The 21,178-nt window shown below is 59.7% G+C and carries 20 protein-coding genes and 1 tRNA gene; 11 read left to right on the top strand and 10 right to left on the bottom strand.

Features of this window, described 5'->3' with window-relative positions; genetic code table 11:
* Nucleotides 1-28: 28 nt before the first annotated feature.
* A tRNA-Trp gene (locus ACVWZU_RS10900) sits at nucleotides 29-101 on the bottom strand.
* Nucleotides 102-168: 67 nt separating this feature from the next.
* Nucleotides 169-546, bottom strand: coding sequence for a 50S ribosomal protein L19 (rplS, locus tag ACVWZU_RS10895; RefSeq protein ID WP_457444867.1), 378 nt, complete (start codon nucleotides 544-546; stop codon nucleotides 169-171).
* Nucleotides 547-712: 166 nt separating this feature from the next.
* On the opposite strand from rplS, the gene ACVWZU_RS10890 reads away from it, so the two are divergent.
* Both ACVWZU_RS10890 and ACVWZU_RS10885 read left to right on the top strand, forming a co-directional pair.
* Nucleotides 713-2,086 (top strand): efflux RND transporter periplasmic adaptor subunit, encoded by a 1,374-nt coding sequence (locus ACVWZU_RS10890; protein WP_457444865.1) that lies wholly within the window; start codon nucleotides 713-715, stop codon nucleotides 2,084-2,086.
* Nucleotides 2,083-3,294, top strand: a complete 1,212-nt coding sequence (locus ACVWZU_RS10885) for an ABC transporter permease (protein WP_414351827.1) — start codon at nucleotides 2,083-2,085, stop codon at nucleotides 3,292-3,294. The genes ACVWZU_RS10890 and ACVWZU_RS10885 overlap by 4 nt, the downstream gene beginning before the upstream one ends.
* Here ACVWZU_RS10885 and ACVWZU_RS10880 read toward each other — a convergent pair.
* Nucleotides 3,291-4,799, bottom strand: coding sequence for a UbiD family decarboxylase (locus tag ACVWZU_RS10880; RefSeq protein WP_457444863.1), 1,509 nt, complete (start codon nucleotides 4,797-4,799; stop codon nucleotides 3,291-3,293). The two genes, ACVWZU_RS10885 and ACVWZU_RS10880, sit on opposite strands and share 4 nt — an antisense overlap.
* An 18-nt stretch (nucleotides 4,800-4,817) precedes the next feature.
* Nucleotides 4,818-5,714, bottom strand: coding sequence for a carbohydrate ABC transporter permease (locus ACVWZU_RS10875; RefSeq protein ID WP_414329037.1), 897 nt, complete (start codon nucleotides 5,712-5,714; stop codon nucleotides 4,818-4,820).
* A gap of 221 nt (nucleotides 5,715-5,935) precedes the next feature.
* Between ACVWZU_RS10875 and ACVWZU_RS10870 the strand changes: the two genes are divergently transcribed.
* Nucleotides 5,936-6,271, top strand: coding sequence for a YbaB/EbfC family nucleoid-associated protein (locus ACVWZU_RS10870; protein WP_414344527.1), 336 nt, complete (start codon nucleotides 5,936-5,938; stop codon nucleotides 6,269-6,271).
* 35 nt (nucleotides 6,272-6,306) lie between these two features.
* The gene (gene recR, locus ACVWZU_RS10865; protein WP_414418562.1) at nucleotides 6,307-6,906 is read left to right on the top strand and encodes a recombination mediator RecR; all 600 of its coding nucleotides are present in this window, start codon (nucleotides 6,307-6,309) and stop codon (nucleotides 6,904-6,906) included.
* A gap of 13 nt (nucleotides 6,907-6,919) precedes the next feature.
* Here the strand turns inward: recR and ACVWZU_RS10860 are convergent, their stop codons facing one another.
* Nucleotides 6,920-7,498 carry a hypothetical protein gene (locus tag ACVWZU_RS10860; RefSeq protein WP_414329036.1) on the bottom strand — a complete coding sequence of 193 codons (579 nt, stop codon included), beginning with the start codon at nucleotides 7,496-7,498 and terminating at the stop codon, nucleotides 6,920-6,922.
* 237 nt (nucleotides 7,499-7,735) lie between these two features.
* Here ACVWZU_RS10860 and frr point away from each other — a divergent pair, with 237 nt between their 5' ends.
* Both frr and ACVWZU_RS10850 read left to right on the top strand, forming a co-directional pair.
* Nucleotides 7,736-8,284 (top strand): ribosome recycling factor, encoded by a 549-nt coding sequence (gene frr / locus ACVWZU_RS10855; protein WP_457444861.1) that lies wholly within the window; start codon nucleotides 7,736-7,738, stop codon nucleotides 8,282-8,284.
* A gap of 231 nt (nucleotides 8,285-8,515) precedes the next feature.
* Nucleotides 8,516-11,230 carry a CBS domain-containing protein gene (locus tag ACVWZU_RS10850; RefSeq protein ID WP_457444859.1) on the top strand — a complete coding sequence of 905 codons (2,715 nt, stop codon included), beginning with the start codon at nucleotides 8,516-8,518 and terminating at the stop codon, nucleotides 11,228-11,230.
* A 9-nt stretch (nucleotides 11,231-11,239) separates the two neighbouring features.
* Here the strand turns inward: ACVWZU_RS10850 and ACVWZU_RS10845 are convergent, their stop codons facing one another.
* The 4 genes from ACVWZU_RS10845 to ACVWZU_RS10830 form a co-directional block, all read right to left on the bottom strand.
* Nucleotides 11,240-11,746: a hypothetical protein gene (locus ACVWZU_RS10845; protein ID WP_011434437.1), complete on the bottom strand. Its 507-nt coding sequence runs from the start codon at nucleotides 11,744-11,746 to the stop codon at nucleotides 11,240-11,242.
* Between the two features lie 92 nt (nucleotides 11,747-11,838).
* On the bottom strand, nucleotides 11,839-12,780 hold the full coding sequence (locus tag ACVWZU_RS10840) for a transglutaminase family protein (RefSeq protein ID WP_457444876.1): 942 nt from the start codon (nucleotides 12,778-12,780) through the stop codon (nucleotides 11,839-11,841).
* Nucleotides 12,781-13,206: 426 nt separating this feature from the next.
* Nucleotides 13,207-14,007, bottom strand: a complete 801-nt coding sequence (gene mazG / locus ACVWZU_RS10835; RefSeq protein WP_457444874.1) for a nucleoside triphosphate pyrophosphohydrolase — start codon at nucleotides 14,005-14,007, stop codon at nucleotides 13,207-13,209.
* A 262-nt stretch (nucleotides 14,008-14,269) separates the two neighbouring features.
* Nucleotides 14,270-14,491: a DUF2949 domain-containing protein gene (locus ACVWZU_RS10830; protein ID WP_041436895.1), complete on the bottom strand. Its 222-nt coding sequence runs from the start codon at nucleotides 14,489-14,491 to the stop codon at nucleotides 14,270-14,272.
* Nucleotides 14,492-15,001: 510 nt separating this feature from the next.
* Here ACVWZU_RS10830 and ACVWZU_RS10825 point away from each other — a divergent pair.
* The 3 genes from ACVWZU_RS10825 to lipA all read left to right on the top strand — a co-directional run bounded on the left by ACVWZU_RS10825 (nucleotide 15,002) and on the right by lipA (nucleotide 17,274).
* On the top strand, nucleotides 15,002-15,238 hold the full coding sequence (locus ACVWZU_RS10825) for a DUF3148 domain-containing protein (protein ID WP_011429589.1): 237 nt from the start codon (nucleotides 15,002-15,004) through the stop codon (nucleotides 15,236-15,238).
* A 465-nt stretch (nucleotides 15,239-15,703) separates the two neighbouring features.
* On the top strand, nucleotides 15,704-16,198 hold the full coding sequence (locus ACVWZU_RS10820; protein WP_011429588.1) for a DUF4079 domain-containing protein: 495 nt from the start codon (nucleotides 15,704-15,706) through the stop codon (nucleotides 16,196-16,198).
* Nucleotides 16,199-16,419: 221 nt separating this feature from the next.
* The gene (gene lipA / locus ACVWZU_RS10815) at nucleotides 16,420-17,274 is read left to right on the top strand and encodes a lipoyl synthase (protein WP_457444857.1); all 855 of its coding nucleotides are present in this window, start codon (nucleotides 16,420-16,422) and stop codon (nucleotides 17,272-17,274) included.
* Here the strand turns inward: lipA and ACVWZU_RS10810 are convergent.
* Nucleotides 17,271-18,494 (bottom strand): Era-like GTP-binding protein, encoded by a 1,224-nt coding sequence (locus ACVWZU_RS10810; RefSeq protein ID WP_457444855.1) that lies wholly within the window; start codon nucleotides 18,492-18,494, stop codon nucleotides 17,271-17,273. The two genes, lipA and ACVWZU_RS10810, sit on opposite strands and share 4 nt — an antisense overlap.
* 134 nt (nucleotides 18,495-18,628) lie before the next feature.
* Between ACVWZU_RS10810 and ACVWZU_RS10805 the strand changes: the two genes are divergently transcribed.
* Both ACVWZU_RS10805 and ACVWZU_RS10800 read left to right on the top strand, forming a co-directional pair.
* Nucleotides 18,629-18,778: a hypothetical protein gene (locus ACVWZU_RS10805; protein ID WP_011429585.1), complete on the top strand. Its 150-nt coding sequence runs from the start codon at nucleotides 18,629-18,631 to the stop codon at nucleotides 18,776-18,778.
* Nucleotides 18,779-19,154: 376 nt separating this feature from the next.
* On the top strand, nucleotides 19,155-21,134 hold the full coding sequence (locus ACVWZU_RS10800) for an acetate--CoA ligase family protein (protein WP_457444853.1): 1,980 nt from the start codon (nucleotides 19,155-19,157) through the stop codon (nucleotides 21,132-21,134).
* The last annotated feature ends 44 nt before the right edge of the window (nucleotides 21,135-21,178 follow it).

Here is a 21,178-nt window from a genome sequence, read left to right as displayed (position 1 = left end):
CCATCGCCGCAGGGGGTCTGATGGTTAGCGCGCCCTGGAGGACTCGAACCCCCGACATCCGGTTTTGGAGACCGACGTTCTACCAACTGAACTAAGGACGCATTGGCCTAGGGTCACACCCGCTTACCCAGTGTAGCAGGTACACCTAATTTTCAGAGGAGCTGTTCCTCAACTATCTGGGCTCTCTGCCTTAGCCTTGATGCGAGTGGCTTTGCCCACCCGATCCCGCAAATAGAACAGCTTGGCCCGATGCACTTTACCCCGCCGCAGCACCTGAATCGACTCGATGCGCGGGGAGTGAATGAGGAAAACCCGCTCCACGCCGATTCCCTGGAAAACCTTGCGCACCGTGATGGTGCGGTTAATGCCGGAGTGGCGCATGGCAATGACCGTGCCCTCAAAGGCTTGTACCCGCTCCTTGCCCCCCTCTTGGATGCGAACTCCCACCCGTACCTGATCCCCAACCCGAATCTCCGGCAGATCCGGCTTCATCTGGGCAGCTTCAATGGAGCGGATGATCTCCTCAGCGTTGATGCGAACGTTCATGGCCTTCCCGCGCTACCGGCAGCTAACCATGGTAACAATCGTCGCTGTTTTTTGTACAGAGCTGGCCGACATAGAGCTCAAGAGGTGGGAGACTGTGTTTACGCTTCCCCCATTTTTCCAATAGGCTAGACAAAGATAAAGCTTTTGTTACAAACGGGAGACTTTTGTGATCCTGCACACCGATGAGCCCAAGACGGGATCCCTGTCTACTCCCAAGCTTGCAGAGCAGCCTCTGCCGCAAAGCAAACCCCGCCGCCAGAGATTTCCCTTCGGCTGGATGCTCCTGGGCTTGCTGTTGGCCGGCCTAGGGGGCAGCGGTCTCCTGATCCAGCGTCAGCTTCAGCAGCAGAGGGCAGAACGGCTGGAAAGATTGACGGTACCGGTTCAAGTGGTGGATCTGACCCAACGCCTGCGGGTGAGCGGCCAGGTGCAGCCGCTCCGCCAGGTGAATGTCAGCCCTCGCGAGTCGGGTCGCCTGGCGGAACTGTTGGTGGATCAGGGAGATGAAGTGGTGGCAGGGCAGTTATTGGCCCGGATGGACTACGGCGATCTCGCCAGCGGCATTCGCCAAGCCCAAGCCCGCATTCAAGAGCTGCAAGCCCGTCTAGCGGAGCAACAGGCCGGAGAGCGCCCCCAGGTGATCGCGGCGGCCCAGGCCAGGGTGGATGCTGCCCGGTCGCAGGTGGACTTGGCTCAGAGGGAGTTAGAGCGCATCCAGGCCCTGGTGCAGGCGGGGGTGGTAGCCCGCAGCGAGCTGGATCAACGCTTGGCCCGCCTGGAACAAGCGCAAGCGGATTTACGAGCTGCTCAACAGGAGTTGGAGCGATTGCAACTGGGGAGCCGCCCGGAAACCCTACAGCAGATTCAAGCCCAAATTGCCCAGGCACAAGCCGAGCTGGCCCAACGGCAATCCCGGTTGGCTGACACCGAAGTCCGCGCCCCCTTTTCCGGTGTGGTGGTGCAGCGCTTTGCCGAGGTGGGATCCTTTGTAGCTCCCACAACAGCAACTTCCGATGCCACCGCAGCTTCTTCCAGTTCCATTTTGGCGCTGGCCCAGGGAATTGAGGTGCGGGCAGAAGTGCCAGAAGCCCAAATTGCCCAGGTGCGGGTGGGCCAGCCGGTGGAGATCCGCTCCCTGGCCTACCCCGACCGCGTAGTGCAGGGGCGGGTGAAGCGGATTGCGCCTGCTACCGTGGTGGTGCGGGAGGTAACCGTCTTTCGGGTCTTCGTTGAACCGGAGCCTGGGGCCGACTTTTTGCGCACCGGCATGACTGTTTCGGTGGATTTCATTGGGGATCCCCAGCCTCAGGCTCTGACGGTGCCCTCAGTGGCTATCCTCCGGGAGGAAAGCCAGGAAGGCGTGCTCCTGCTGGATCCCCAAACCCGGCGACCTGTATATCGCCGCGTGGAAACGGGCATTACCCAGGGTGGAGTTACCCAGATCCTCTCCGGTCTGCAGGCAGGGGATCGGGTCTTTACTGCCCTGCCTCCTGGGGTGAACCTAGAGACTTTGATTAAAAGAGCGGAGCAACAGCCATGAGCCTGGCAACGGCGGCCAAAATGGCCTGGCAAATGGTGCGACGACATCGCCTGCGCACCGGGCTGAGCATGCTCGGGATCCTCATCGGCAATGCGGCGGTGGTGGCCATTGCCGGATTTGGCTATGCTGCCCAAGAGATGGCAGTGGATCAATTTCGCTCTCTGGGCACCAACTTGCTGATCGTCTTTTCGGCCAACTTGGGCCTAGCTGATGCCGGCAACATCCGCCCCCTCACCTTGGAGGATGTACGGGCTATTGCGGCGGAAGTGCCTGCCGTGTCAGCAGCCGTCCCCAGCCTGGGCACCAATGTGCGCGCGGTGCGAGGTGGAGTGGATCGCCGCTACGAGGCCACCGGCACTTGGCCGGAGTATTTGTCGGTGTTGAACTTAGAGATCGAGGCAGGCCGCTTCCTCTTGCCCTCGGATATCGAGGAACAGCGCCCGGTGGTGGTGCTGGGCAGCGATGCCGCCAGCCAGTTGTTCGGCCTGGACCCTGCCGCTGCCATTGGGGAGACCGTCCTACTGAACAACTTGCCCTTCGAGGTGATCGGCACTTTGCGCTCGAAGCCGACGGTGTTTGGCAACAGCGATGCCGGAGTGTTTCTGCCGGTGGATGTGGTGGCCAATCAGTTGGTCGGGCGACGCTCCCCCTACGGCACAGAGCTGACGGCGATTTTCGTCTCGGCCCGCTCTGAAGCCGATCTGCCTGCTGCCGAGTTCCAAATCCGCAACCTGCTGCGCCAGCGGCACCAATTGGTGGGAGAAGATGACTTCATCATCCGCAACCAAAAGGTGCTCCTGGATGGGTCGGCCAGGATTTTGAGCCTGCTGCGGGTGCTGCTGACGGGCACGGCGGCCCTCTCCCTGCTGGTGGGAGGGGTGGGGATCATGAATGTGATGCTTATCTCGGTTGCGGAACGCACCCATGAAATCGGGCTGCGCAAGGCGATTGGGGCGGATAGCCGGCAGATTTTGCAGCAGTTTGCCGCCGAAGCGATTTTCATTGCCGTGACCGGGGGGGTGCTCGGGATCCTCCTCAGCAGCGGCCTGCTGGTGGCGGTGCAGGTGTTCACCCCCTTGGCCACCCAAGTCGATGGGGTGGCAGTGGGAGTGGCGTTCTCCCTGTCCACTGGGATTGGGCTAGTCTTTGGCATTTTCCCGGCCCGCAAAGCGGCGCAACTGGATCCCATTGAGGCCCTGCGGGCCTAGAGATCGTATCCAAACAGGCGGGGATCCGCCGGCTGCCCATCGAGATCCGCCAGACCATATTCTGCCCAGCGGCGATCCACCAAGCGGGCCACCTCCGGATCTGGAGCAAGGGGATCCCGCCAGGGAGCATCGGTTTCTGGGGGAATTTTGGTGGTGGCATCAATGCCCATCTTGCCCCCCAGACCCCGTTTTTCGGTGGCAAAGTCCAAGGTGTCAAAGGGGTTGTCCGCCAGAATAAACACATCCCGCTGCGGATCCACCCGCGAACACAGACACCAGAGCACCTGCCGTGGATCCCGCACATTGATATCCTTGTCCACCACGATCACAAACTTGGTGTAGCTGAATTGGGGCAAAGCGCTCCAGAAGGCCAGGGCTGCCCGCCGCGCCTGGCCAGGGTAGGCCTTGTCGATGGAGAGGATGGCTGCTTTGTAGCCCAGCGCCTCCATCGGCAAAAAGAAATCTACAATCTCCGGCACCTGCTGCCTGAGGATGGGGGTGTAGATGCGGTTCAGGGCCAGCGCCATCATGTCGTTTTCTTTGGGGGGCTTGCCGCTGAAGGTGGTGAGATAGATGGGATCCCGGCGGTGGGTCAGGCAGTGGAAGCGAATCAGAGGAGCCTGCTCGTTGCGGGGGCCGTAGTAGCCGATGTGATCTCCGGCAGGCCCATCGGGGGCCACTTCCCCAGGGGTGATGCTGCCTTCCAGAACGATCTCAGCATGGGCCGGCACCTGCAGATCCACCGTTTTGCACTGGGCCAGGTGCAACCCTTCTCCGGCATAGAGACCGGCAAACAGCCACTCCGACAGATCCACCGGCAGGGGTGTGGCCGCCGCCAGAATCACCACCGGATCCACCCCCACCGCCACCGCCACCTCCAACTTTTGGCCCAGGGCCGCCGCTTTGCGCAGATGCCGAGTCGCCCCCCGCACCGACAGCCATTGCACCGTCATGGTGTTGCGGCTTTGCAACTGCAGGCGGTACACCCCCACGTTGGGGATCCCGTTTTCCGGGTCTTTGGTTACCATCAGGCCCAAGGTCAGCACCCGTCCGGCATCGCCGGGGTAGACCCGCAACAGGGGCAATTGGGTGAGATCCACTTCCTCTCCCCGCCGCACCACCTGCTGACAGGGAGGGATCAGATCCCGGCTGGGTCTCGCTTTGAAGACGCTAAGCAGCGCCTGTCCCAACTCCACCGCCTGGGCAAAGCTCCGCGGTGGCCGCGGCTGGTAAAGCAGGGCCAGCTTTTTCCCCAGTTCCTCCAGATCCTGAGGCTGCTCCATTCCCAAAGCCCAGCAAATGCGCTCCACCGTGCCCAGGGTGTTGATGAGCAGCGGCATTGAGGATCCCTTCACCCGCTCAAACAGCAGCGCCGGCCCACCGCAGGCCAAGAGGCGATCGGCAATCTCGGCAATTTCCAGATCCGGATCCACTTCTGCCGAAATGCGGCGGAGCTGACCACGGGATTCCAGCAGAGCAATAAAACGGCGTAGATCTCTGGGCATGAAAGGGAACCTAAGGGCTTACTTGTCGCGATTGAGGGCTAACCCGCTCATGAAGGGCTTCTGCAGCGCAATAAACACCAGCAGCGGCGGGATACTGGCGATGATCGCTCCCAGCATCATGGGGCCATAGGAGGCCGAGCTATCCAGATTGAGCAGGGATTGCAGCCCCACCTGCACCACTTGTCGCTCTCGGCCTTGCACGATCAAGCGGGGCCACAGGTACATATTCCAAGCGTAAACGAAGTGAATCACCGCCTGCGCCCCGATGGCGTTCCAGCTCAAGGGGATCAGCACCTGGGTGAGAAATTGCAGCGGGTTGGCCCCGTCCAGTTGGGCCGCCTCCGCCAGCTCGCGGGGAATGTTGGAAAAATGCTGGCGGAACAAAAACGTGGCCGTGGCGCTGGCCAGAAAGGGCACGATTAAAGCGTAGTAGGTGGATCCCCAGCCCAAGTTGGTGACCAACCGCAGCAGGGCAATGATCAAGATTTCTGTGGGCATCATCAGCGTGATCAGCACAAAGCCAAAGGCCAGCCCTTTGCCGGGAAAGCGGAAGTACACAAAGGCCAGCCCGGCTAGCAGCGACAAAACCGTCTTGCCCACGGTGATCGCCACCGCCACGATGGTGCTGTTGACCATGTAGTGGCCCAAGTGCCGCGCCACCATCACCTGATGCCAGTTGAAGGCAAAAGAGGAGCCAAAGGTCAATTGATAGCGGAACACCTCGGCATTGTTCTGGGTGCTCACGAGCAGGGCGTACAACACCGGAAATCCCAGAACCAAGCAGGCCAGCACCAGGCCCAAATGCACATACCAACGCTCCGGGATCCAGCGCCGCCAACGCCAGGGAGAAGGCTCCACCCGAGTTGAACTGGGCTGGGCCACTTGAGATCGGGGATCCTGCAACAATTGAGCCATAGCACCTCCAGACGGCAAACACCGATGAGCAGATGGGCTTTTGAGTCGATCTTTGGCTTCTCTTGTGAGGATAATCTGCCAGAGTTAAGGGCAACCTAAGGAAGGCCGGTCGCCTTAGCGGTGCGGAGCACTTCTGGCCTGAACTTTCGAGTGCTTTTACCGGCGATGGGGAAACGGGTAGAGTAGAACAGCAGTATCTGGATAACCCAAGAGAGGATCCCATGACTCGAGGCTTTGGCCCCTTCGGCAAAATCCAAGAAGCGCTCAAGAAAGCCCAAGAGGTGCGCGATGGCGCCCAAAGGCTGCAAAAAGAGCTGGAAGAGATGGAGATCGTCGGCGAAGCCGGCAATGGGCTGGTGAAAGTGACGGTCAACGGCAACCAAGAACCTCTCAAAGTCTCTCTGGATCCCCAGATTCTCCAGGAGTCGGTGGATGTGGTAGAGGACTTGCTCCTGACGGCGATGGTGAACGCCTACACCCAATCTGCCGAGACGATGCGCAAACGCATGGAAGAGCTGACCGGAAACATCAGTCTGCCGGGGTTGGGACTGGGTTGAGCCCCACTTGCTTAACCCCGCTTGCTTAACTCTGTATGTACACTCGCCCCTTGGCTCGCCTCATCGAAGAGCTGCAACGGCTGCCCGGCATTGGCTCCAAAACCGCTCAGCGCCTAGCTCTCCACTTGATCAACCGGCCTGCCGGCGAGATCGAGGCCCTGGCCAAAGCCCTGCTGGAAGCCAAGCAGACGGTTCGGCACTGTTCCATCTGCTTCAACTGGTCGGCGGAGGATCCCTGTGAGATCTGCCGTTCGCCGCAGCGGGATCCCTCGCTGTGGTGCGTGGTGGCCGACGTCAAAGACTTGATTGCGATGGAGCGCACCCGCGAGTTCAAGGGGCTCTACCACGTTTTGGGCGGCCTCATCTCCCCCATGAACGGGATCGGGGCCGACCAACTGCACATCCGCGAGCTGGTGGCTCGGGTGGCACGGGAAAAACCGCAGGAGCTGATCTTCGCCCTCAGCCCCAGTGTAGAGGGAGAGGTGACCATGCACGTGGTCAAGGATTACCTGAAGCCAGTTGCCCCCACCTTGCGCATGACCCGCCTGGCCTTCGGCCTGCCCATGGGATCCGAGCTGGAATACGCCGACGAGGTCACCCTGGCCCGTGCCTTGGAAGCGCGGCAGGAGTTGTGAGCCGCCCAGCCCATCAATCGCAGCCGGTTACCCCCTCCGCGCAGTAGGTGCTCCACCAGGGGTTGAAGTTGGCAGGATCCTCCGGCAGAGTGCTGATGTTCAGAAGTTCCTGGAAGCTGCTGTTGCGGCCTCCGTAGCGCAGGTGCATGTGCACCGGATCCCCGTGGGGTGCCCGCAGAATCACATAGGTGAAGGTCTCGCAACTGGCGTCTGCTCCAGGCTGCAACTGAAACAAATCCCAGATGGAACTTAAGGAGCGCTCAGGGTAGTAGAAGGGATCCGGCGCAGCCCCCCGATAGGCGTAGCGACAATTTTCCGCCAGGGGCTTTTTCCCCTCCAGATCGGCGTAGAAGGAGAAGAACTCCATCTTCTCAAACTTCACCCGCTTTGGATTGCGCGGATCGTTGGCCGATTGTTCCAGGGACGTATCCAGAGTGAAAACACCATCAATTCCCAGGTAGGGCACTTTATAAGCATTGGGGGACACAATCTGCAGCTCTAAGGCTGCCGCAGCCGCTCCAAAACCCAAGAGACTCAAGCTGCCGATCAGCCAGGCTAGGGCCGTTGAAGAACAAACTTGACGAGAGGGCATAAAACTTCGTCGTGCCTGTATTGTGCAGTAAAGTCCAGACCAGTCTAAGAAAAGCTTTGAGCTCGTACTATCCCACTGGGGGGCATTTTGCGGAAATTCGCCAGCTGCAGGTGCAGCTTTGGGGAACGGGATCCTAAGACAAGGCGGTAGAATTGAGGTCAGGCTCACCGTAGAGGGGCCAGGTTGGCTGCCCAAGCCTGACTGTCTGGAAACTGTTTTGAAAGCGAGGAAAACCCCGTGGAGCTAGCTGAGATTGAGGAGTTGATGAACAAAGCTGTGCAAGCCACACAGCGCTCCTTTAATACGGTACGCACCGGGCGGGCCAATTCCAGCCTGCTGGATCGGATTCAGGTGGAGTACTACGGCGTGCCCACTCCCCTGAAGGCCCTGGCCAGCCTCACCACGCCAGACTCCAGCACTCTCTTGATCCAGCCCTTTGATCCCTCGACCTCGGCAGCCATTGAGCGGGCCATTGTTGCCTCTGACCTAGGTCTAACCCCCAGCAACGACGGCAAGGTGGTGCGGCTCACCATTCCCCCCCTGACAGAAGAGCGGCGCAAAGAGCTGAGCAAACAGGTGGCCAAGCTGGCCGAAGAGGGGCGAGTCTCGATCCGCAACATCCGGCGGGATGGCATCGACTCGGTGCGCAAGCGAGAGAAAAATGGCGAGCTGTCTGAAGATGAGTCCAAAAGCTTGCAGGATGCCATCCAGAAACTAACTGACCGCTACATTAAGAAGATCGATGAGCTGCTGGCAGAAAAAGAAAAGGAGCTGACGACGCTGTAAAAGCTCCTTGTGGACATAACTCCCCACGCTACTGGCCTGCTTCTGCATAGCCGTAGGACGGGGTTAAAGACCCCATTTTTTGATCAAAACTCGACACTCATCCCGAAACTTCAAGGTTTCCACTTGCCCCTCGGAGTTGAGCAGCCCTTCATTTCTTCTTGTCCGACTCCAACAAGAGGGATCCCGGCTTAGGCCAGGATGGAAGGGGGGAAAACGACAACTCTTGCCGCAATGGATCTGATCCTGTGCCATCAATCGGCGGATTTCGACACCCTAGGGGCGGCGGTGGGAGCGGCGCGCCTGTATCCGGGTGCCCGCATTGCCTTGACCGGGGGATCCCTGCCGGGGGTGCAGGAGTTTTTGGCCCTGTACCGAGATGAATTTCCCCTCATTGAGTTGCGCTCTGTGGATCCGGGACAGGTGCAGCGGTGGATTGTGGTGGACTGTCACGATCCGGATCGCTTGGGCAAAGCTGCCGCTTGGTTGAGCGTCCCCGGCGCGCAGATTGAGATTTTCGACCATCACCCCAGTCCACTGGATAACTTTTGGCCGCAGCAGCAGGTCAACAGCCATATCGAGGCCGTGGGGGCCACCTGTACCTTGCTGGTGGAGCGGCTGCAGGCTGCTGGGATCCCTCTCAGCCCTTTTGAGCGGCTGGCACTGGCTTTGGGCATCCACATGGATACGGGATCCCTGACCTTCCCGGAGACCACCGCCCGCGATGCTGCTGCCCTGAGCTGGCTGTTGGATCAGGGGGTGAACCTGGTCTTGTTGCGGCGCTTTTTGGGGGATGGCCTCACCCCAGAGATGCGCGAGCTGCTCAGCCAGGGGCTGGCCCAGATGCAGGTGCAGCAGGTGGGAGAGTATCGCCTGGGAGAGTGGCTGCTGGAGCTGCCGGAGTTTGTGCCCGGCTTGGCCGGCCTGGTGATGCGGCTGATGGATCTGACGGGAGTGGATGTGCTGCTCTTGGTGGCGCGGCAGGGGGAGCGGCTCAGCCTGATCGGGCGGGCGCGGCAGGAGTTTGCCCAGTTGGGCAGGGTGATGGCCCTCTACGGCGGCGGTGGACACGATTGTGCTGCAGCAGCCACGTTAAAAGCCAGCCCAGAGCAGCCTTTGCCCGACCCGGCCCAAGTCATGGCGGCCCTCAGGCAGGCTGTCCAAGAGCGGATCCCGCCCCCGGTGACGGCCAAAGATTTGATGTCGGCTCCGGTGCGCACCATCCGACCGGAGATCACCATCGACGAGGCCCAGCGGGTGCTGCTGCGCTACGGCCATTCCGGCCTGGTGGTGGTGGACGCTCAAGGTCGCCTGGTGGGGGTGATCTCGCGGCGGGATATCGATATCGCCCTGCATCACGGGTTTGGCCATGCCCCCGTCAAGGGCTACATGACCACCGACGTGAAAACCCTCTCCCCCGACACCCCCTTGGCGGAGATTCAGCGGTTGATGGTGCAGTGGGATATTGGCCGCCTGCCGGTTCTCCAGGATGGACAGTTGGTGGGCATTGTAACTCGCACCGATGTGTTGCGGCACCTACACGAGTTGCCGGCCCTCTCACCCCAGTTGGCTCTGCCCACCCTTTCCTGCCCCTTGGATCTCACCTTCGCCGCTCTTTCGGAACGGCATCGACAGTTGCTGGAGCAGGCCGCCCGCCTCGCCGATGAAAAGGGCCTGAGGTTGTATCTGGTAGGGGGAACGGTGCGGGATCTGCTGCTGCATCGGTGGGGACGGCAGCCCTCACCCAACCTGGAGCGGCTGGATCTGGACTTGGTGGTGGATGGGCCCTACTCTCCGGCCCTGGATGGGATCGATCCCCCGGGCTGGGGCTTGATTTTGGGACAAGCGCTCAAACAGCACTTCCCAGAAGCGCGGCTGGAGATCCACGGCAAATTCCAAACGGCGGCCTTGATCTGGCCAGGAGGCTTTTGTGTGGATATCGCCAGCGCCCGCACGGAGTTTTATCCCTACCCGGCCTCTCCCCCCGAAGTGGCCATGGGATCCATTCAGCAAGACCTCTATCGGCGGGATTTTTCCATCAACGCCTTGGCCTTGCGCCTCAACGGCCCCCAGCGAGGACAGGTGCTGGATTTTTTCGGCGGACAAGCAGATCTGCAACAGGGGATCATCCGGGCATTGCACCCCAACAGCTTCATCGAGGATCCCACCCGCATTTATCGGGCGGTGCGCTTTGCGGTGCGCTTGGGCTTCGCCCTGGACTCGACCACAGAAAAATGGATCCGCGCTGCCGTGGCCAGTGGTCTGCACGATGCCGTCGGCGGGGATCGCCTCAAGCAGGAGCTGGCCTACATTCTCGGATCCCGCGATTGGCCCCAAGCCTTTGAGCGGCTGGCAGAATGGGGGGCTTTGCGCTGTATTCACCCCGACCTGGAGTGGGATCCCTCCCTGTGCCGGCGGTTGCAACGGGTGGGCCGCTGGGCTTATCACTTTCGCCGCCGCTATCCTGAGCTGGGATCCCAGGAGATCTGGCAACTGCGCCTAGAGGCTCTCCTCCTCACGCTGCCCCAAGCCCCCCAGGTGGCCAGCCAACTCCACCTCACCCAAGCAGGCATCGAACGCCTCAGCCATTCCTCCTATTACCAAACCCTGTTGGCCCAATTGGATCCCGGCACCCTCTCTCCGGCCCAGGTGGTGCAACTGCTGCAGGGGCTGCGGATCCCGGCGGTGATTTTGTTGGCTGGGATCGCCCCCAAGCCGGCCCGGCGGCTGATCTGGCGCTATTTGCAGGAGTGGTACTGGGTAAAGCCGCTGCTCAACGGCCACGATCTGCGTCGTCTGGGTTATAAGCCAGGTCGCCCCTTCCAAGCCATTTTGGAGCAACTGCGTTGCCTCACCCTGAACGGCGAACTCACCACCCCGGCAGAAGCTGAAGCCTGGCTACAAGAACACTTCCCCCTGCCGCAAGCTCAATACCGAGGAAGAAAGTAGAAGGGCAAATCAGTCGAAATAGAAGAGAGTGACCAACTTGTGTTGTTCCTCAGCATGCTTGCAGGCATCCAGCAGCGTGACGCTGTCGTGGAAGACAAAGCAGATCAACTGCTGGCACTTGCTGATGATCTCCAGGTTGCACAGGCGGCTGGCCTCCGCCAAGGGAAGATGGTCGTTTTCCGGATGCTCCACCAGATGCAGCACCTGCTCCAGGCTGGCCCGCGACTCTGCCGGCTGTCGCTCCAAACTCTGCGGCAAGATCACCGTCAAGGACTTCATGTCCGCCCGCATCGCCCCCCGAATGACGGCCAAGTTGGTGCCAATAGCCCCGGATGTGAGGATCTGGTTGCCGGTAAGGGCCAGGGCATAACTGAGGGTCTCGATCAAATACTGGTGGGTAATGGGCACATGACGACTGCCCAGGATGGCCACTCGCTTCGGCCCAACTTGCTGAATGGCGGCCAACTCCTGCAAAAACGTATCAACGCTGGTGGGGACATCAATAGACTGGGTCAACGGGATCCCTCGGCAAATTCTCAAGATCTGGGCTAGGCTATGCTATCTCAAATTTCCGCTTTGGGATCCGGCCAAGTTGAAGCTCTACGGCTTCAGCCCCAAACTTTTGGTGGAGTGCTCAGGCTGTCTGCAGCAAGCTGGGCTTGGCTGTGGGCGGAAGATCCCGCCTGAATGTGGATGGTGTAGCTCATGCTGCTGTGAACGCCCCTGCCCAGCCAATGGCCGTAGAGAGGGGCAGCATCTCTGGGATAAGCGCTGGCCGCCAAAGCCACATGACCGTCGGCCACAGCCAACCCTTGGGTGGGATCAAAGCCCCGCCAACCGGCCCCTGGCAAGTACACCTCCGCCCAAGCGTGCAAATGACGGCGCCCAGGCTCTGGGGGTTCTCCACCCCTGCTCTCCCCCGAAGGCTGCGAGGGGCTGACCTGGTAGCCACTGACAAAGCGCGCGGCCAAGCCTACCGTACGGCAGACCTCCATGAACACCAGGGCCAAATCGCGGCAGGCTCCGGTTTTGCGATGCCAGGTCAAGCCGGCAGGCCAGGGATCCCCCTTTTCCCGCAAGATGTGGCGGCATTCTGAATAGATGCGCTGGTTCAGCGCCGGCAGAAAAGCTGTCGTTTCCCCCTGCACGTGATCCCATAGCTCCCAGGCCAAGGCCTGGATGCCGGGATCCGCCTGAGCCGTCAGATAAGGCTGTAATTGGGCTGCCAGCGTGCTGGGATAGTCGATGGGGAGATGGGTGGCCCAATCGCAGAGCAGGTAGTCGAAGGGATTCTGCCGCAGGGTGAGCACCGTGGCCTGAGTTTGGATGCGCAAGTGCTCGGTGGGATCCCCAAACCAGAGCCGAACCGCCGCGTTGCCCTCCAGGTCCACCAGCGCCGATTGGCCCACCGGCTGCGGATCCACCTGCAACTCAAAAGCCAGGAGAGTTTGGATCCCGTCGCAGCGCGGTCGCAATCGCACCGTATGGGGCTCCAGTTGGACTGGACGACTGTAGCGATATTCGATGAGATGGCGGATCTGAATTTGCACAGGCCAAATGACGGGCAAGGAGTTTTATCACAGGCAAAGGAGCACCGAGATCAGGCAACCCAAACTGCTCCCAGATCAAAGCCAAGAAGCGGTTGCATCGTCTGCCCGAGATCTCTAGACTTCAGGGATCCCGAGTTTGAGATCTCCGAGAGCTTTGCCCTGCCTTCCCAATCATCGAAACCTTCAGCTTAGAGCGAATATACTCCCCGGCCCGTACAGGAGCATAGCGAGGGGGGTTTGCTGCATTCTGGCATGTGGGCAGGCATTCAATCCAAGCCCCAGCCTGCTCAAGGAAAAAAACTGGAGACATAGCCGACATAGAGACAGGTGCTCAGAACAGCTCCTACCCTACGAAGAAAACCTGCCCCAAGACTGTGTGGGCGGATACCCCCTCAGAGCTGGCACCGGCTCAACCCCATATCCAAACTAGAGATATTCTTGCTTGGCCTGTTGCCAGAGGACTTCCAGCTCCTGGAAACTGCGTCCTTTCAGAAGGGAGCTTATGCCATCGCCGGGCAGGGATCCCGCTGGTTCCTGAGCCAGCTCTTCCATGCGCAAAAAACGGCGAGCAAAGCGCAGGTTGGTTTGGGTTAGAGCTTGGGCAGCATCCAAACCATACCAACGGCCCAAGTTGACCAGGGCAAAAAGCAGATCCCCCAGTTCGGCTTCCTGCCGAGTTGGATCGGGGGGATCCCTCTCCAATTCTCGACGCAGCTCGGCTTCTTCCTCGCGGATCTTGGCCCAGATCCCCTCCACCGTTGGCCACTCAAACCCTGCCCCCACCACTTTGCAGGAAATTTTCAGGGCAGCCATTAGGGGAGGCAAACTTTGGGCATAGTGCAGCAGTTTTTGGCCAAGGCTTTGATCCGGTCGCTCCCCTTGCTTGATCTGTTCCCAAGAGCGGTGCAACTCCGGAAGATCTGCCATCACAGCATCCCCAAACACATGGGGGTGACGGCGGATCAGTTTATCGGCAATTCGCGCAGCCACAGCTTCCAGATCAAAGTGGTTCTGCTCGGCAAAGATCTGAGACTGCAACACCACCTGCAACAACAAATCCCCCAGCTCTTCGGCAATTGCTGCCGGATCCCCGGCTCGAATGGCAGCTACCGTCTCATACGCTTCTTCAAGAATGTAGGGGGTAAGAGACTCTGGAGTTTGGGCCCGATCCCAAGGACACCCGTCGGGAGCGCGCAACCGAGCAACAATAGCCGCCAAACGACTCATGTGTGAGCTAGAGGCGGAACGCTCCAGATAAAGGTGGGCAAAATGGCCCGTCGCTTGAGGATCCCAGCTTTGCAGCGTCAATGGGCCGGCCACCACCTCCAAGTCTTCTGTTAGCAACGTAACAGACTGGACAGGAGAACAGATCTGTTGCAAAACACTGCGCAGCTTCGCCAGATCCTGGCCCCCACAGCTTTTCAGCAGCAGGGATCCCTGCTCAGCAGCGAACCACCGAGCCAGAGCCTGTTGCCAGTTGGGCTGAAGACTATCCAGCGTTTGCAGCATGATCAAAAGGGTAGGCGCGGCCCAAATCCAAAAGGCGGCTGAGCTGCTCCAGATCGATGAAACTCAACTCCAAAAGGATCATCAGCAACGGCCCTTGCTGGCGATGCTGCAGCTTCTTGGCCAGGCTCAGTTGAGAACGGTCGATAATGCCCGTTTCCAATAGATATTCCTCAAGGGCTGGGGGGGGAATGGGATCTAGCATGGTCGTTTCGCAGCGCTGAAGTAAGGACGAGTATGAAAACTGAGAAGATAGCAAACCAATGTAACTATTCTTAACACTTCTACAGAATTTCGGCAAAAATCTGGCTGGTGCGTAGGCCGAAGGCGAGCTTGCTAAGCCCTGCGCCCACAGCTCCAGGACAAGAGAACCCCTAAATTGCCTCGGCAAATGAGGTTTCCGTATCCAAGGACACAAAAAATGGGTACCAAGAGTTCATGGTATGGTAGCAAATTGGCAATCAGTTGGCAGCACCCCGAAAGGCCGACTGCTTTTTCTTTGTGGGAAAAACCAACTCACCTTGCAAGATGTTACCTTTTTATCTCGTTGAATCCTCGTGCTTGATAAAAATCTTACAACAATTCTTCGGGGATCCAATCTGTTCGGCTCCTCTGGGATCTGCCCTAATGCTGTCATCCTGCTCGGGTTCGGTTTTGGGCATACATCGTCCTACATTCAGCTAAGCTAGAGACACTTGCCACATGGACTCCCGTTATGTCTGAAGCCCAGGGTTTACTGCCAGTGGGGGCAACGGTTCAAGTGGTGGAGATGCCTCCTTACCTAAAAACGGCTGACCCAATGCCGATGTTGCGCCCGGCCCATTTGATCCGCTTGCACGAACAAGGGGTGATCCTGCAGCGGCGGCTGTTGGGCACCTACAGTGTGCAGTTTGCCAATGGCATCTTTCTCATAGACGGAAAATATCTCGCGCCGGTGGGATCCCTGTCCTGACACGCCCATCTCTCCTCCGAGCCAGCTGGATGGGTTTGCCGGCCTTTAGAACCTTTGGGAGCTGGCAGCTTTCTGCAGAAGCGAGCCTTCAACTGGCCGGCGGACTTTCGCGATAGCCTGAACCGCGGCTAGCCGCTTCTGACGCTTCAGCGAGCTCAGTTGCTTATTCCCGTCAGCGGTGTCGAAGTAGCTGACAGACCTGCCCAGCTTTTGGTAGCTGGTTTTGCGATCTGCCACCGCCGCGCTGTAGAGGGCTCAGCACATCCGCCCCCAGTGGTGCAAGAGTTTTTCTTGCTGGCGACTGGGATAAAGCTGGGCCGCGGCAGCGTTGCGTAGCCACAAAGTGACGCAGGGGGTTACCCTGCCATAGGGTGCCAGTCCGCTGCGCTGAGACTGGAGACTGCCGCGCATCAGGTTAACTCATGTTAATTTGGGGGCGTCTTCCTCTTCCATCCTGCGATCTCTATGAGCATTCAACTTCCTCGCTGGCTAGAACTGGCCTTGCCTTTCTTTCATCCTGTGCTGATGATTTTGGCATTTGCGCTGGCCCTGTATGCCCTTTACCTGGGTCTGCAAGCGCGACGGGTGCGCACTGCCTCGGCAGAAGAACGCAAGGAGCTGATCAAAGGGAAGTTTGGTCAGCGGCATTTCCTCGCCGGATCCCTGTTCTTGGTGTTGATGGTGTTCGGGGCGCTGGGCGGCATGGGGGTTACCTACCTGAACAATGGCAAGCTGTTTGTTGGGCCTCACCTGCTGGCTGGGTTGGGCATTGTGGCCTTGGTGGCCAGCTCTGCGGCTCTAGCACCGCTGATGAAAGACGGGCAAAAGGTCTGGGCGCGTAATGTGCATGTCCTATTAAACGTGGTGATCCTGGCGATCTTGGGTTGGCAGGCGGTGACCGGCTTTCAGATTGTGCAGCGCATCGTCAACCAAATGCTGACCACACCCCAGGTGGCTTAATCTCCCCGAAAGACCCATGCAACCCTGAACAGGGCTGAGCTTTGGGAGGACTTTGTCCCGCTGGTGCGAGCCGAGAAGTCCGTCGACCCAAAGACTTCGGCCTCCCCTTTTCGGAACCCAGAGCTTCATCATGTCAGAATGGCAGAGCAGGCGCTGCATCCTTCGGCTGTAGAGGGGCGCAGTCTTGTTGCCGATACCCAGTTAACGCAACGGTTCTCCCTATGTCGGTTAGCCCTCTTCCCAGTTGGGTCAAGCGTTCCATCGGCAAAGCCAGCGAGACTTCAGCGGTGCAGCAGGTGATCAAGCAGCGGGGCCTGCACACCATTTGTGAGGAGGGGCGCTGTCCAAACCGAGCCGAGTGCTACAGCCAAAAAACCGCTACATTTCTGCTGATGGGAGGGATCTGTACCCGCGCCTGCTCTTTTTGCCAGGTGGCCAGTGGACGGCCCGCACCATTGGATCCCGCAGAGCCGGAGAAAGTGGCCGAGGCGGTTGAGCTGCTGGGGCTCAGCTATGTGGTACTCACCTCGGTGGCCCGCGACGATCTGCCCGACCAGGGATCCGGTCGCTTTGTGGAGGTCATCGAGGCAATTCGGCGGCGCTGCCCCGGCACCCAGATCGAGGTGCTTACCCCCGACTTTCGCGGGGATCGCGAGTGCATTGCCCGTGTGGTGGCTGCCCAGCCTGTTTGCTACAACCACAACATCGAAACGGTGCGACGCCTCTCCCAGGCAGTACGGCGCAGCTCCGGCTACGACTTGTCCTTGCGGGTTTTGCGAACGGTCAAGGAGCTGAATCCTGGATTACCCACCAAGTCTGGACTGATGCTGGGGCATGGGGAGACCCGCGCAGAAGTGCTGGAAACTTTCCGGGATCTGCTGGCGGTGGGATGCGATCGTCTGACTCTGGGGCAATACCTACAACCTTCCTTGGCCCATCGCCCTGTGGAACGCTACTGGACTCCGGAAGAGTTTGCCGAGCTGGGCCAGATAGCCCGCCAGATGGGGTTTCGCCAGGTGCGCTCAGGGCCATTGGTGCGCAGCTCCTACCACGCTGCCGAAATGGTTGAGAACTAGGCCAGGGAGCTTGGCAGAGAGGCTGTGCAGTCTGTCATAGCCAACCTTTCCCGTCCGATCAAGGCACGAAGGCCCGCTTCCAGGCCGAACGCTCGGGCTGCAAACCGGCTGAGCACCTGTGGCGCCAGGGATCCCAGGCGATACAGGCTGACCCCCGCCACCAGACCCGGCAAAAGGCCGTTGCTCCAGTCTCCCCACAGCCAGGAACTCACCCCTTCCGCCAGCAGCAGCAGAGCCCCATTGAGCAGCAGCGGTCGCCACAGCCCCTTCCACAAGACCCTCCGGGGCAGGTGCAGCCGGATCTCCAAGCCCAGCAGCCAAAGACCATCCAGCAGCGGGGCCAACAGCAAATCCAACCCCAGCGGAGCTAAGCCCACCCCCATCCCCTTGCCAAGGGCGAAAATCCTGCCCCATTGCTCCACAAAGGGGGCATGGTGCTGCCACTGTTTTTCCAGAATCTGGGCCTGAACCCGGTCCAGCCGCTTCAACACATTCAAAGCCAGGAGGGATCCCGCCTCGGTTTGCAAAATCTGCAGAATTCGCCCCCGCAAGGCTTCAATTTGGGGTGCAGGCCGTTCCCATTCCAAAGTAATGCGGCCATCCGGCCAGTGGGTGCGGACTTTCAGAGGTTTTGGGCAAGCGGCCACGGTCAAAATCTCCTGCGGCGATACCCAGCCTAGGTGGCGGCTGATCTGGGCACAAATGGCCTGCAACTCCGCTTCGGAGTAGAGATCGCATTTGTTCAACACCAGCAGGATGGGCTTGTATAGAGTGCGCAGCTCCGAGAGAGCTTGGTATTCCAACTGGGTCAGGTCGGTGGCGATGACAAACACGATCAAATCCGCCGAGCGGGCCACATCCCAGGCCAACTGTTCGCGGGCTTCTCCTTCCACTTCGTTCAAACCCGGAGTATCCACCAGCCTCACCCGCCAAGGGATCCCTGGCTCCGGCTGCCACAGCAGGGATTGGGGCTGCTGAGTGACCCCATTGAGGGGGCCCACCTTCAATCGCTCCTCGCCGGTTAGGGCGTTCAGGACGGCCGACTTGCCACGGTTGACCAGCCCAAACACCGCAATGGAAAACAGCCGCGCGGTGAGGCGCTTGCGCAAAGTGGATAGAGCCCTGAACTCCGGTTGTAAATCCCGACGGCTGGCCAGAGATTGCCAATGATCCCAGCACCTTTGCAAAACGGTTTCGGCTTGGGTCAAGGGAGTGGTCATAGACAGGGGCAATGGACTAACCCTCACTCTAGAGGGAATTGCCCCTCAGGGCTAGCCGTTTCTCCCCCCCAGCGTGGGGAATCCAAACCCCACAAAATAGGGCATGATCACCCTAGGGTTCCGCCGACTTTCCTATGTTGTACCGCCTTCCCCAATCTCTGAAATGGCTTCGTGTGGGTGGATCCCATCGTTCTAAGCAAGAGCGCCAGATCGTGCGCAGCCTGCTGGCCTTTGCTGGGGCGCTGCTGGTTATGGATGTTGTGCTTCTGAGCGCCCTTCGCTAGTCCAACTTGGCAAGCCCATCGTTAGGTGATTCCGAACAAGTCTAAGTCTGAGGCATTCCTCTAGCACTGCTACAGGCAAGCACTCCCAGCCCCTTGCCCATTATGAGGAGAGGGGATCCCAGAATTGGCAAACAGTTGCACTGCAACTCGAAATAACCCCAACCCGATCAGAGGGTGGGAAGGGTTTTCCAAGTTACCAAGTTGCCTGTCAGGCAACTGTTAATTGACCAGCAAAAGGCTAGCTGGGATCCCTTATGCTGCGAGGGCAAGCCGCCGGGGATGGGGGCCGGATCGGGAATAATGGAAGCGGCCCCAGCCGGGAGAGCTGGGTTTTCCCCGCGCTGAGGTCGTTGTTTCCCTTCTCTTGAGGCCGGCTATGGTTTTGCAGGAGGCGGCGGGCGTGCCCCGCATCAACGCGCGCGAGTCGGATGTTTTCGACATTTTCAACCTGAAGCATTATCTCGGCCCTAACCCCTATCTCAATACAGCCGCTTTCACCTTCGACTTTGCCCTTACCCAGTGCCCACAGCCGCTGCCCATTGATGTCTACCTGTCCAAGGTCTGCTTCCATTTCCCCCAGTTGCAGGAGGGATCTTATCCTTCCTACGCCCACTTGTTTGCCCGGCTGGTGACGGAGGTGAACCGGTTGCAGATGGATCTCCACTTGCAGAAGTGGAGCTGTCACCTGTTTCCAGAGTATGTGCGCATCGCGGTGCAGACCTTGCATGGCCGTACCACTCGTGCCGCGGTTTATTTTGCTTGGGATTGGCTGGAAGCCATCGCCCAGGGGGAGCCCTTCGACGTTGAAGGGGAGATGCGCCGCCTGCAGCAATTGTTTCGCGACTCGGTGTACGGCGGGCCGACGGTCTATGCCCTCCTGCGGGCTGCTCACGAACGCGGGATCCCGACCTACTACCTATGGGATGAAGGGGTGATGCAGTATGGCTATGGTCGCAACCAGGTGCGAGGGGTGGCCACCACCTTTCACTGCGACAGCCATCTCGACTCTGACTTCACCACCCGCAAAGACGATTGCAAAGCCTTTCTGGCGGCGCAAGGGTTCCCCGTGCCCCAGGGAGAGGTGGTCGCCTCTTTGGCAGAAGCTTTGCAGCAAGCGCAAGAAATCGGCTATCCGGTGGTGCTCAAGCCGGTGGCCGGCCACAAGGGGATAGGGGTAACAGCAGGCATTCAAACCCCGGAAGAACTGGCCTTTGCCTACGAGGTAGCCGTGGCAGCCCTTCCCCCTGAGGAGCCCATCCGACTGATCCTGGAAAAGCATCTGCAGGGCACCGATTTTCGCCTGTTGTGTGTGGGAGGCCGCTTTGTGGCGGCCACGGAACGACGCCCCGCCTCAGTGACGGGAGATGGCCAAAGCACCATCGGGCAGCTCATCGAGCAGGCCAACCGGGATCCCGTCCGTTGGGATACCCCCACTTCTCCCCTGGGGCCGATCCAATGGGATGAGGCAATGGAGCGCTTTCTGGCAGAGCAAGGCTTGACAGTGGACAGTGTGCTGGAACCGGGGCGGACGGTCTATCTGCGCAAGGTATCCAATCTCTCGGCGGGAGGAGTGAGCCGCGATGTCACGGCCACCGTCCATCCCGACAACGTGGTTTTGGCCCAAACCATTGCCCAGCAGTTCTCGCTGGTGTGCTTGGGCATCGATGTCATTGCCCCCAGCCTGGAGCGCTCCTGGAAGGAGGGATCCCTGGGGATCATCGAGATCAATGCTGCGCCAGGTGTGCTCATGCACCAAAAACCTGCCATTGGCGCGGGAGTGGATGTACCGGGGGCAATCCTCGACCATCTGTTTCCCAAGACGGCCCGCATCCCGATTTTGACCTTTAACCGCCTCACCTTGGTGGAGGCGCACACCTTGGTGGAGCATATTTTGTCCCACCGCCCCAACGCATGTGTGGGATCCGTCTGTCGGGAGGGCGTGCTGCTAAACCACAGCTCTAGACCCCTGCAGGGCAGCCTCTTTCGCCAGGTGAAAACCCTGCTGCGCCATCCCCAACTGGATCTGCTTTTGGCGGAAGCCGACGAAGAGACCCTGGAGCGGGAGGGCTTGGCCTACGAAGGCAGCGATCTGGTGGTGCTGCGGGATCCCTCCGATCAAGAGCTGCAAACCCTGAAACGGGATCTCAACCCCGGTGGCGCCCTCTTCCTGCAGCGGGGATCCACCCTAACTTTGACGGTGGCGGGCCAGGCGGAGCGATTTGAATTGCCGGGGACAGACCTTCAGATGGGGATCCTGCTGCGCTCCATGACCCTGCGGATCATCTGCAGAACCATTAGCCAGATGGTAAACTACCCGACTCCGACCGCTAAGCGGTACGGAGCGGGCTTTCAGTAGCCCTGAGCCTGCTCTGCTCTACCAGAGAACAAAACAGGCCCGAA

This window comes from Thermostichus sp. MS-CIW-26, from assembly GCF_054059115.1.
This window is presented reverse-complemented; position numbering and strand designations above follow the sequence as displayed.